Genomic DNA, 12,356 nt, shown 5'->3' with positions numbered 1-12,356 from the left:
CGGCAGATTGCCCTTTGGTGAACCCAATTCAACCCAGATTACAAACTTGTAGAGTTCCACCGCTCAAAACATTGCCACCCCTTGCCCTGACGGTCTGGTTTGGTCATAACAACAGCGCATCCAAAGCCAAGGACGACCACATGACTACGCAAGCCCCAGAATCCCGCATCGTGAACAGTTGGCGCGTCGCTTGTGACGGCGGCGAAGGCGCTTTGGGCCATCCCCGCGTCTGGCTGCAAATCCCGCATGATAAAGGCTGGGTTGAATGCGGCTATTGCGATTGCAAATTCATCCATCAGGATTTTGAGGGCAAAGTCTGAGGAAACTCGCCAGATGGCTGGGCCTGCTTGCGCTTGTGCCCGCGCTCTATCTGTCGGCGGCCATCTTCGGGGCGATTATCCCCGGCCCTGCGGCACCTGATACCGATGCCAAAACACGCGAAGTTTTACTGGTAAGCGGCCCGATCCACTATGATCTGGTGCTGCCGCTTGACGCACTGAGTGTGAAACGCTTCACCCCGCTCGCCCGTCACGGTATCTGGCTGGACCATCCTGCCGCTGAATGGCTTGTGGTTGGCTGGGGTGCCCGTGATTTCTACACCCAAACCCCGACCTATGCCGATCTGAGCCTGCCTGCGATCTGGCGCGGCATGATCGGGGACAGCTCCGTCCTGCGCCTTGATATTGCAGGGGCACTGCCCGACGACCTGCCCGCAAGACGTCTTGCGCTGTCAGAGCGCGAATATGCCGCCCTGCTGGACGGGATATGGGCGACCCTGAAAACAGATGCCGACGGCGAGCCCATCAGATCTGATGTTGCCGGCTACACGCAAACCGACGGTTTTTTCGAGGCCAAAGGCACATTCCACATTCTGCGCACCTGCAATGTCTGGATCGGCGAAAGATTGCGGGAGGCAGGGATTCGGTTTGGCATTTGGACGCCGATGCCTTTGTCGGTCAGCCTGTCCTTTGATCTTTACCAATCCAGGTGATGCAGCGGCGGGACGCTCCGCGGGGAGTTTATTTGGCAAAATGAACACGGGGCTGTGCAGAATGTCTGCTGGCAGGTGCGGCGGCTTCGTGGCAAAAGAGCGCAATCATCTAGGGGAGCACTGATATGTCCGGCACATTTGGCAAGGGTCACCATCTGCATCTGATCGACGGATCGGCGTTTATTTTTCGCGCCTATCACGCGCTTCCCCCGTTGACGCGCAAATCGGACGGGTTGCCGATCGGGGCTGTGGCCGGATTTTGCAACATGCTGCACCGCTATGTCGAAGGGAACACCGGCCCTGATGCGCCCACCCATGCCGCCGTGATTTTCGACAAGGGCAGCCATACGTTTCGCAACGACATGTACGACCTTTACAAGGCCAACCGCGAGGCCATGCCCGAAGATTTGCGCCCCCAGATCCCCCTGACACGCACTGCGACAGAGGCATTCAATATCGCGTGCAAGGAAAAGGAAGGCTATGAGGCGGATGACATCATCGCCACTCTGGCTGTTCAGGCGCGGGCCGCTGGCGGGCGCTGCACGATCATCAGTTCGGACAAGGATTTGATGCAACTGGTGGGCGGCGGCGTGGAAATGCTGGACGCGATGAAGAACAAGACCATCGACCGTGAGGGCGTGTTCGAAAAGTTCGGAGTCTACCCCGAACGTGTTGTCGATGTGCAGGCTTTGGCCGGCGATTCAGTCGATAACGTGCCCGGCGCGCCCGGTATCGGCATTAAAACGGCGGCCCTGCTGATCAATGAATTTGGCGATCTGGATGCCCTGCTGGATCGGGCGGCCGAGATCAAGCAGCCCAAGCGCCGCCAGACGTTGATCGACCATGCCGACCAGATCCGCCTGTCGCGCAAACTGGTGTTGCTGGATGAAAACACGCCGCTGGACTTTACTCTGGACGATCTTGAGGTGCGCGCGCCCGATGCAGACAGGCTGCTGGGCTTTCTCGCCGAAATGGAATTCCGCACCCTGTCCAAGCGCGTGGCCGAAGTATTGGGCAAAGAAGCCCCGGTCATCGAAGAACCCAAGGCCAAGGATGCCCCCGTCGTTGCGGAAGTCGGCTTTGATGCCGGGGGCTATGAACAGGTCAGCGATGCCAAGGCCTTGCAGGGCTGGATCGACCGGATTTACGAATTCGGCTATGTTGCCGTGGACACCGAAACAACCGGCCTGGATGAAATGGTTGCCGATCTGGTTGGCATTTCCTTATGCGTTGAGCCGGGCAAGGCCTGCTATATTCCGTTGATCCATAAAACCCATTCTGCCGACGACCTGTTCGGTTCGGATGATCTGGCTGAGGGGCAGATGCCGACCGAAGAAGCCCTGCGGATGCTGACGCCGATGCTGACCGATCCGTCGATCCTCAAGATCGGCCAGAACATGAAATACGACAGCAAGATTTTCGCGCAGGTCGGCATCAAGGTCGCGCCGATTGATGACACGATGCTCATGTCCTACGTCATGCATGCGGGTCTGCACGGGCACGGGATGGACACGCTATCGGAACGCTATCTGGGGCACACGCCGATCCCGATCAAACCGCTGCTGGGGTCTGGTAAATCCGCGATCACCTTTGACAAGGTGCCGCTTGCCGATGCTGTCCCCTATGCCGCCGAGGATGCCGATATCACCTTGCGTCTGTGGCAGCTGTTCAAGCCGCAATTGCACCGCGTCCAGGTGACCAAGGTTTACGAAACCCTTGAGCGCCCCTTGGTGCCGGTTCTGGCCGCGATGGAACGGTCCGGCGTCAAGGTTGATCGCGACACCCTAAGCCGGATGTCCAATGCCTTTGCCCAGAAAATGGCCGGGCTGGAGGACGAGATTTACGAGATGGTCGGGCGCAAGTTTAATGTCGGATCGCCTGCGCAGGTGGGCGAGGTTCTGTTCGACGACATGGGCCTTGAGGGCGGCAAAAAGGGTGCGAACGGGAAATACTCCACCGGTGCGGACATTCTGGAAGACCTTGCCACCGAACATGATTTCCCGCGGCGCATTCTGGACTGGCGGCAACTGTCCAAGCTGAAATCGACCTATACGGACGCCCTTCAGGGGCACATCAACAAAGACACCGGCCGCGTGCACACATCCTATTCGATTGCGGGGGCGTCCACAGGCCGTTTGGCGTCGACCGATCCGAACCTGCAAAACATCCCGATCCGGTCGGAAGAAGGCCGCCGCATTCGCGAGGCCTTTGTCGCAGAGCAGGGTAAGGCGCTGGTTGCACTGGACTATTCCCAGATCGAATTGCGTATTCTGGCGCATATTGCCGACATTCCCGAGCTGAAACAGGCGTTTCGCGATGGCATCGACATTCACGCCCTGACCGCATCCGAGATGTTCGGCGTGCCGCTGGACGAGATGACACCAGACGTGCGCCGTCAGGCCAAAGCGATCAACTTTGGTGTGATTTACGGCATTTCCGGCTTTGGTCTGGCGCGCAATTTGCGCATTCCTCGCGCCGAAGCGCAGGGGTTCATCGACCGCTATTTCGAACGTTTCCCCGGCATTCGCACCTATATGGACAACACCAAGGCCTTTGCCAAAGAACACGGCTATGTTCAGACGCTGTTCGGCCGCAAGATCAACACCCCCGAGATTGGTGCCAAAGGCCCGCGTGCCGGTTTCGCCCAACGCGCCGCAATCAACGCCCCGATCCAGGGCACAGCGGCCGATGTCATTCGCCGCGCCATGATCCGCATGCCGGATGCAATCAAGGATATTCCGGCGACGATGTTGTTGCAGGTTCACGATGAACTTCTGTTCGAGGTCGAAAAAGGGGCCGAAGATGATTTGATCAAGGCCGCCCGCCACGTGATGGAAAATGCCGCGGACCCTGTGGTTAAGCTGGATGTAAAGCTGACCGTTGATGCGGGCGTTGGTGCGAACTGGGCCGAGGCACACTAGCCGCCGCGGAATCGATAATATCGCGGTCTTTCGCTGGCCTCAGACCTGTTCGTTTCTGACCAGTCTGGCGACAATACGCCGGGCCAGCGGCGCGACGATCAATACCGTGGGAAAAGCCACCAGCCAGCTGGTGAGCCACGCGCCGATCCACACCCCGAACAGCCCGGTTTCCCAACCTGTAGCGCGGATAATCGCAATGCCGGAAACGATAAAAGACATGATTCCCGACAGGAAGAAACCAAAGGCGATCGGCGCAAAACGGGCAGGTATCATAGCATTCTCATCCAATTCAGACTGTCTTGGGTCCGTGGGCCGGGGTTATATTCACCACTTATCCAACCGTCATAGCCAGCACCAGCCATCACCGCAAAAAGCTTGGTAAAATCGATATCGCCACTGCCCGGGGCACCGCGATCAGGGGTGTCGCCAATCTGAGCGTGAACGATATGGGGCTGGTAGGTTTCAAAAACCCGTGCAGCATCGCCGTGGATCATCTGTGCATGATAGCTGTCGAACTGAAGCCCCAGATTCGGCATCGAAACGGTGTTCAGAACCTGCTTGGCCAATCCGTAATCATTCAGGAAATACCCCGGCATTGCCACAGGGTTGAGCGGTTCAATCGTCAGCACCAGCCCGTCGGGCGCAGCATTCGCCGCCCAGATCAGGTTGCGGCAAAAGGTTTCGAACGCTGCGTCGCCTTGTCCGGGGCCGGCCATCACATGCAAAAAACGCGCACCCAGCGCTTCTGCATATTTGAAGGCGCGCAAGATATCCTTGCGAAACACATCGACCAGTTCAGGCACCGCAGCAAAGCCGCGTTCCCCGCCTGCGCGGTTCAGCGGTGGTGCGTTGATCAAGACAAGCGTCAGCCCGTTCGCCTCACACGCAGCCTTGGTGGCGGTTACGGGCACGTCATAGGGAAACAGGATTTCGACAGCCGTGAACCCGGCCTGTGCGGCGGCTTCAAACCGGTCGAGATAGTCGATCTCCTGCCACAAAAGGCTTAGGTTTGCGGCAGGTTTCATGCGCATTGTGCTCGTCTTGTTTTCTGTCGGTTCATGCTATCAAAACCGCAGGGAAAGACCAGTAGAACAGACCCTAATCAGGCAATTCGTTCGAGGGGATCAGCCCGAAAAACACACCGCCCGACCAAACGCCAAACCAGCCTTCGTGGTGTTCACCCAAGTCAACAAGCCGGTAAAAGCTTTTGCGATCTATCAATGCTTCCAGATTGCGGCGCACACGCACATAGGGCGACGGCTCGCCGGTTTCGGCATCCCGCACAACGCGGATCGGCAAATCGTCACTGGCGGTCGCGATGTCATCAAGGTTGGTCTTGAAAACCAACCTCTGATCGCGCCCTTCGCCCTGCACATCGAAATCAACAGCAATGAATGGCGCGTCTTCAACCCTGATCCCCACCTTTTCAACGGGCGTGACCAGAAAGTATTTATCGTCCTCGCGGATCAGAATCGATGCAAACAATTTGACCAATCCACGACGGCCAATCGGCGTCCCTTCGTGGAACCAGGTACCGTCGCGCTTGATCTCCATGTCGATGTCACCGCAAAACGGCGGGTTCCACGTCTCGACAGGCGGCAATCCGCGTGTTTTTGTGGCGGAAACAGAGGCAGCAAGGCCTGCGGCGGTCGGGGTCACGGTTTTTTGTCCACTCATTGCTTTTGCCATTTCCAGTTCACAAGATACACTTACACATAACCTATATAATTCAGAGGACGCAAAAGTCATGACCGAAGCCAGCGATATGGTAGCCGATATTGAAGCACTCGGGGAAAAGCTGGCGCAGGCCAAAGCGTCTATCACCAATCGTTTTATCGGTCAGGAACGGGTTGTCGACCTGACATTGACCGCGCTGCTATGCGGCGGGCATGGCCTGCTGATCGGTTTGCCGGGTCTGGGCAAGACGCGGCTGGTTGAAACGCTCAGCACCGTGATGGGCCTTGAAGGCAACCGCGTGCAATTCACCCCCGATCTGATGCCCGCCGATATTCTGGGCTCTGAGGTGTTGGATACCGCCCCCGACGGCACCCGCGCCTTCCGCTTTGTCGAAGGGCCGATCTTTTGCCAGTTGCTGATGGCCGACGAGATCAACCGCGCCTCGCCGCGCACGCAATCCGCCTTGCTGCAAGCGATGCAGGAAAAGACCGTCACGGTAGCAGGTCAGGACCGCCCCCTTGGCAAGCCGTTCCACGTTCTGGCCACCCAAAACCCGATCGAACAGGAAGGCACCTATCCGCTCCCCGAAGCGCAGCTTGACCGCTTTCTCGTTCAGATCGACGTGGCCTATCCCGACCGCAAAACCGAACGTGATATTTTGCTGGCCACGACGGGCGAAAATGATGCGCAATCCACTGAGGTCTTTTCGAGCGATGAACTGCTCGCCGCGCAAACCTTGTTGCGCCGTATGCCGGTGGGCGACTCAGTGGTTGAAATGATCCTCGACCTTGTCCGCGCCTTCCGCCCCGACGAACCGGAAGCCAGCGCAAGGGTGCGTGAAACCGTCGCTTGGGGCCCCGGCCCGCGTGCGGCGCAGGCGTTGATGTTGACCGTGCGCGCCCGCGCCTTGTTGCAGGGTCGTTTGGCCCCCTCAGCAGAAGACGTGATTGATATGGCGCGTCCGGTGCTTAGCCACCGCATGGCGCTGAACTTTGCCGCACGCGCACGCGGCGACAGCTTGAACGATCTGATTGACACGACCGCCACCAGCCTGACCGGGAAAAAGGACGCAGCGTGAAAACCCCCGCAACCCTTCGCGCCGATGCCGAAGCTCAGGCAGCCCGGTTTCCGGATCTTCTGGCGCGGGCGGAACATCTGGCGGGCGCTGTTTTGCTGGGTGCGCACGGACGACGACGCGCAGGTGTCGGCGATGATTTCTGGCAATACCGCCCCGCACAGGCGGGCGACAGCCGCCGCCGGATTGATTATCGACGCTCGGCGATGGGCGATCAGGAATTTGTGCGCGAACGCGAATGGCAGATTGCGCAATCCGTCATGCTTTGGGTCGATCAAGGGGCGTCCATGCGGTTTTCATCAGACGTGAAACTGCCGCAAAAGATTGACCGCGCGCGGTTGCTGGGCCTTGCCGTTGCGATCATGCTGCAACGCGGCGGCGAACGTGTGGGGCTCACGGGCACAGCACTGCCCCCACGTTCTGGCAGGCCGCAAATCCTGCGTTTGGCCGAGATGTTCTGCAAGGATGACCCCGCCGATTATGCCCCCCCAGAACACCGCGCCATGGTCCCCCATGCCCGCGCGCTGTTCATCTCGGATTTCATGGGTAATCTTGAGGGGGTGACCCTTGCCCTGACCAAAGCCGCAGATCGCGGGGTGCGCGGTGTTCTGTGCCATCTGCTGGACCCGTCAGAGGAAGCGTTTCCCTTTTCGGGCAGAACCATATTTCAAAGCATCGGCGGCACGCTAAGCCACGAAACCCTAAAGGCCAGTGATCTGAAATCCCGCTACCTTGAACGCCTTGCCGAACGCAAATCCGAGCTTCAACGCCTGTGTGCGCTGACCGGTTGGCATTACGGCGTGCATCACACGAACGCCTCTGCGCAATCGGCGCTGTTGTGGCTGTATTCGGCGCTGGATACCCGCGCGGGGATGGCAGCATGACGGTATTGGGCGGCATCGGTTTTTCAGCGCCGTGGCTTTTGCTGGCGCTTCTTGCGCTGCCTATTCTGTGGCTCATCCTGCGGGCCGTTCCCCCCGCGCCGATCCGCCAAAGATTTCCGGGTGTGGCGCTTCTTTTAGGCCTGAAAGATGACGAAAGCGTTTCTGACCGCACCCCGTGGTGGTTGCTGCTTTTGCGTATGCTGGCCGTTGCCGCGATTATCATCGGGCTGGCCGGCCCCATTCTGAACCCGCAAGAACAACAGGCCGACGGGTCTGGCCCCTTGCTGATCGTGCTGGACGGGTCATGGGCCGGGGCCACGCGGTGGCAGCAACAAAGCGAAGTAATCGACGCGCAGCTGACCCGTGCCGCCCGCGCGAACCGCACCGTGGGCTTTCTGACCCTCACCCGCCCCGAAGAACCGGCATTTCAATCCGCGGATGTGTGGCGCACGCGGCTTGCCGGTTTGCAGCCTGCCGCCTGGCAACCCTCGGACGCTGACATCATTCGGGCGATTGAAATATCCAAAACGCTCGACGGGTTTGACACGCTCTGGTTCAGCGACGGGCTGGATTATGCAAGCCGCAGCAACATGCTGGATGCGCTGCAAGATCAGGGTGCCGTCGAAGCATATCAGACCGGTGCGAATGTGCTGGCGATGGCCCCTGCCAGCTACAAGGACGGTGCCATCACATTGACCGTAAAACGCGCTGTGGCCGGGGATGCCCGCGAGGTTATCCTGAACGCTCAGGGCCGTGACCCCGCCGGAAACGCGCGTGTTCTGGCCACCGTGCCTGCGCAGTTTAAAAACGGTGAGACCGAAACCTCCGCCGCGCTTTCCTTGCCAGCCGAGCTGCGCGCGCGGATCACACGGTTCGACATTGCGGGGCAGCGATCAGCCGGAGCGACGACGCTGGTGGATGACGGATTGCGCCGCCGCGAAGTTGCCCTGATCGCAAGCCGCGAAAACCGCGAAGGTTTGGAACTGCTTTCGCCCTTGCACTATATCGAACAGGCCCTTGCACCGGCTGCCGATATTATCCACGGGTCGCTTGCCGATGTTCTGCCCGCCAACCCCGATGTGATCGTTCTGGCCGACATCGCAACCCTGTCCGAAGCTGAACAAGCCCCCTTGGAAAAATGGATCGAAGCCGGTGGCATGCTGGTACGTTTCGCAGGCCCGCGTATTGCCGCCAGTGACATTTCGCGCGACGCCGAAGACCCGCTGATGCCGGTTCGCCTGCGCGCGGGTGGCCGCAGCGTTGGGGGCGCGATGAGCTGGGGAGAGCCTAAATCGCTGGATACATTCCGCGAATCCTCGCCCTTCTTCGGGCTCGAAGTTCCGGATGATGTGGTGGTGTCGGCCCAGGTGGTTGCCCAGCCTGACCCCACCCTTGCCGACCGGGTAATTGCATCGCTTAGCGATGGCACACCGCTGGTCACGCGCAAGGCGCTTGGTCAGGGTCAGGTCGTCTTGTTCCACGTCACCGCGACGGCCGAATGGTCGACCTTGCCGCTGTCTGGCCTGTTTGTGCAAATGATGGAACGCTTGGCGATTTCATCCTCGACCGCGTCGGTAGAGGCGCAGGATCTGGCAGGCACCACATGGACGCCGCTGCGCGTGATGGACGGGTTTGGCCAGCTGAAAGACGCAGGTAACCTGCCCGGCGTCGATGGTGCCGATCTGGCGGCAACCCCCGCCGGACCAACCTTGCAACCGGGGATATATGCATCAGGTGATCGTCGCATCGCCCGCAATGTGGTCACAGATCAGACCGAACTGGCGGCAGCCACATGGCCCGGCGACGTGCCTGTGCGCGGTCTGGCTGTTGCGCCCGAAATGCCGCTGGCCAGATGGCTGCTTAGCCTGTCGATTCTGCTGTTGCTTGCAGATGTGGTGGCGTCACTGGCCCTGTCCGGTCGGTTGCTGAAACGCAGCAATGCCGCGGCGATCATCTTGGTTTCACTGATGCATATCCCTGCCCCGGCCGATGCGCAAACCGCTGATGAATTTGCCCTGAATGCCACCGCCGAGATGACGCTGGCCTATGTGATCACCGCGAACCCCTCCGTTGACGAACTGTCAGAGGCGGGCTTGCGCGGGCTGTCGGACACGTTGTTTTTCCGCACCTCGGTAGAACCCGCAAACCCCATCGGCGTCGATCTTGAGGTGGACGAGCTGGCGTTCTTTCCGATGCTTTACTGGCCCATCACACCGGACCAGCCGCGCCCGTCCGGCGATGCCTATGCAAAGCTGAATGCCTATCTCAGGTCGGGGGGGCTTATCCTGTTCGACACGCGCGATGCCAATATCGCAGGTTTCGGCGGGTCCAGCCCGAATGGCCGCAAGCTGCAAGACCTTGCTGCACCGCTGGACATCCCCCCGCTTGAACCGCTGCCGGGCGACCACGTGCTGACCCGCACCTTTTATCTGCTGCAAGATTTCCCCGGCCGCCATACAGGTCGTGATATCTGGGTCGAAGCATCCCCCCCCGATGCCGAACAGGTCGAAGGCATGCCGTTTCGCAACCTCAACGACGGGGTCACACCGGTTGTCATCGGGGGCAACGACTGGGCGGCGGCTTGGGCCGTGTCCCCCAATGGCGCGCCAATGGTACCGGTGGGACGCGGGTTTGCAGGTGAACGCCAACGTGAACTGGCCTACCGGTTCGGCGTCAATCTGGTCATGCATGTGCTGACCGGGAATTATAAATCGGATCAGGTCCATGTGCCTGCGCTGCTGGATCGGTTGGGCCAATGACTTCCACAATCGTTTTTGATCCGATGATCCCCATGGTTTTGCTGGGCGTGGTCGCGGCGATTGCCCTTGTCGCGACACTTCTGGCTGTGCTGCGCGGTTTGCAAGGATGGGCCTTGCGCGGGCTGGCCATGCTGGTGGTGCTTGCCGCGCTGTCTGGCCCGTCCTTTCAACAAGAAGACCGCGCGCCCCTAAGCGACATCGTGATCCTGCTGGAAGACAAAAGCGCCAGCCAAAATCTGGGCGACCGCACAGACCAAAGCACCCAGGCCGCTGACGCGATTGCTGCGACAATCGCAGCGCGGGACAACACCGAATTGCGCCGCGTGGCCATCCCCGATGGTGCAGGCGATGCCGGAACACAGCTGATGACCGCCTTAAGCGAAGCACTGGCCGAAGAACCGCGCGCGCGGATTGCTGGCATTCTGGCAGTCAGCGACGGGCGTATTCACGATGCCGATCTGCCAGTCGATCTGCCCGCTCCGCTGCATCTGCTGATGACCGGCAAGGAAACCGACTGGGACCGCCGCCTGTCCGTGCGCAACGCGCCTGCCTTTGCTATTATCGGCGAACCGGTCACGCTGACCTTGCGGATTGACGATCTGGGTGCAGCCCCTGATGCGGGCGGCTTGGCGCGGATCGATATTTCCGTTGATGGAGAAGAGGCGCAATCCTTTCGCGTGCCGATCGGGCAAGACCTAGACCTGCCCGTGACCCTGCCCCACGGCGGGCGCAACGTGATCCGGTTTTCCCTGCCCGAAGCCGACGGGGAACTGACCGACCGCAACAACGTGGCGCTGATCCAGATGAACGGCGTGCGTGACCGCTTGCGCGTGTTGCTGGTCAGCGGTGAACCACACCCCGGCGGGCGCACATGGCGCAATCTGCTGAAATCCGACAGCTCGGTCGATCTGGTGCATTTCACGATCCTGCGCCCCCCCGAAAAGCAGGATGGCGTCCCCGTTGACGAACTGTCCCTGATCGCCTTTCCGACCCGTGAATTGTTCATGGAAAAGATCGACGACTTCGATCTGATCATCTTTGACCGCTACAAACGGCGCGGCATCCTGCCCGGTCTGTATCTCGAAAACGTTGCGAATTATGTGCGCAAGGGCGGTGCCGTTCTGGTGGCCGCGGGGCGTGATTTTGCCAGCGCCGACAGCCTGTTTCGGTCGCCGCTTGGCGCGGTGCTGCCGGCAACACCCTCCGCGCGCGTGATCGAAGAACCGTTTCTGCCCATCATATCCGATTTGGGCGAACGCCACCCCGTCACCACAAACCTGCCTGGTCGCGGGGATTGGGGCCGGTGGCTGCGCCAGATTGATGTCACAGACCCCCAAGGCGATGTGGTCATGACCGGCAAAGACGACCGCCCCTTGTTGATCCTCAACCGGGTTGAAGAAGGCCGTGTGGCGCTGCTTGCCTCTGACCATGCGTGGCTGTGGAGCCGTGGCTATGAAGGTGGCGGACCCCAGTTGGAACTGCTGCGCCGCCTTGCCCATTGGATGATGAAAGAACCCGAACTGGAGGAAGAAGCCCTGACTGCAACCGCCGAGGGGCAAACCATGCGCATCATACGCCGCAGTCTGGGCGACGCCGTTCCTGATGTCACTATCACTGCGCCCGACGGCAGCACGGTCAACATCCCGCTTTCTGAAACCGCGCCGGGTGTGTTCGAGGGGCTTTTTGAGGGGCCTGAGATTGGACTGTACCGTCTTGAAAACGGCGATCAGGTCAGCGTTATCGGTCTGGGGCCAGCGGCACCGCGTGAATTCGTCGATACGATTGCGAGTGATGAAACCATGGCCCCGATCCTTGCCGCAATGCGCGGTGGCATGGTGCGGGTCGAAGACGGATTGCCCCGTATCCGCGAGGTCAGGCCCGGTCGCCCTGCCGCAGGGCGTGGCTGGATCGGCCTGACACCCCGCAACGCCTACGAGACACGCGATGTGCGCCAAACCCCGCTGCTGCCCGGTTGGCTGGTTCTGCTGCTCAGTGCGCTGCTGATCGTGGCCGCATGGCTGCGCGAGGGACGACGGACCTAAGCCAGCC

At 60.2% G+C, this 12,356-nt stretch carries 10 protein-coding genes; 7 read left to right on the top strand and 3 right to left on the bottom strand.

Translation table 11 applies throughout. The features are described 5' to 3' along the window. Window positions 1-140 precede the first annotated feature (140 nt). The 3 genes from HGT1_RS05395 to polA all read left to right on the top strand — a co-directional run bounded on the left by HGT1_RS05395 (window position 141) and on the right by polA (window position 3,912). A complete protein-coding gene (locus tag HGT1_RS05395) occupies window positions 141-320 on the top strand; it encodes a zinc-finger domain-containing protein (RefSeq protein ID WP_176248902.1) in 180 nt (59 codons plus the stop codon). Between the two features lie 35 nt (window positions 321-355). Then, complete coding sequence (locus HGT1_RS05390; RefSeq protein WP_255200102.1) at window positions 356-991, top strand: TIGR02117 family protein; 636 nt, start codon at window positions 356-358, stop codon at window positions 989-991. Window positions 992-1,116: 125 nt separating this feature from the next. After that, window positions 1,117-3,912: a DNA polymerase I gene (gene polA / locus HGT1_RS05385; RefSeq protein WP_176248901.1), complete on the top strand. Its 2,796-nt coding sequence runs from the start codon at window positions 1,117-1,119 to the stop codon at window positions 3,910-3,912. 39 nt (window positions 3,913-3,951) lie between these two features. Here the strand turns inward: polA and HGT1_RS05380 are convergent, their stop codons facing one another. The 3 genes from HGT1_RS05380 to HGT1_RS05370 form a co-directional block, all read right to left on the bottom strand. Continuing rightward, window positions 3,952-4,185, bottom strand: a complete 234-nt coding sequence (locus tag HGT1_RS05380; protein WP_176248900.1) for a DUF2798 domain-containing protein — start codon at window positions 4,183-4,185, stop codon at window positions 3,952-3,954. Then, entirely contained in the window at window positions 4,182-4,937 is a 756-nt protein-coding gene (locus HGT1_RS05375) for a hydroxypyruvate isomerase family protein (protein WP_176248899.1), read from the bottom strand. The genes HGT1_RS05380 and HGT1_RS05375 overlap by 4 nt, the downstream gene beginning before the upstream one ends. A gap of 73 nt (window positions 4,938-5,010) precedes the next feature. Further along, on the bottom strand, window positions 5,011-5,589 hold the full coding sequence (locus tag HGT1_RS05370) for a DUF1285 domain-containing protein (RefSeq protein ID WP_176248898.1): 579 nt from the start codon (window positions 5,587-5,589) through the stop codon (window positions 5,011-5,013). A gap of 70 nt (window positions 5,590-5,659) precedes the next feature. On the opposite strand from HGT1_RS05370, the gene HGT1_RS05365 reads away from it, so the two are divergent. The 4 genes from HGT1_RS05365 to HGT1_RS05350 are packed head-to-tail and all read left to right on the top strand — an operon-like array spanning window position 5,660 to window position 12,349. Continuing rightward, complete coding sequence (locus HGT1_RS05365; protein ID WP_176248897.1) at window positions 5,660-6,667, top strand: MoxR family ATPase; 1,008 nt, start codon at window positions 5,660-5,662, stop codon at window positions 6,665-6,667. Next, entirely contained in the window at window positions 6,664-7,548 is an 885-nt protein-coding gene (locus HGT1_RS05360) for a DUF58 domain-containing protein (protein WP_176248896.1), read from the top strand. Before HGT1_RS05365 ends, HGT1_RS05360 begins: the two co-directional genes overlap by 4 nt. Further along, window positions 7,545-10,307 carry a DUF4159 domain-containing protein gene (locus tag HGT1_RS05355; RefSeq protein WP_176248895.1) on the top strand — a complete coding sequence of 921 codons (2,763 nt, stop codon included), beginning with the start codon at window positions 7,545-7,547 and terminating at the stop codon, window positions 10,305-10,307. Before HGT1_RS05360 ends, HGT1_RS05355 begins: the two co-directional genes overlap by 4 nt. Next, entirely contained in the window at window positions 10,304-12,349 is a 2,046-nt protein-coding gene (locus tag HGT1_RS05350; protein ID WP_176248894.1) for a hypothetical protein, read from the top strand. The genes HGT1_RS05355 and HGT1_RS05350 overlap by 4 nt, the downstream gene beginning before the upstream one ends. The last annotated feature ends 7 nt before the right edge of the window (window positions 12,350-12,356 follow it).

Origin of the sequence: Sulfitobacter sp. HGT1 (genome assembly GCF_013282155.1) — a bacterium.
Lineage (GTDB): Bacteria > Pseudomonadota > Alphaproteobacteria > Rhodobacterales > Rhodobacteraceae > Sulfitobacter.
This window is presented reverse-complemented; position numbering and strand designations above follow the sequence as displayed.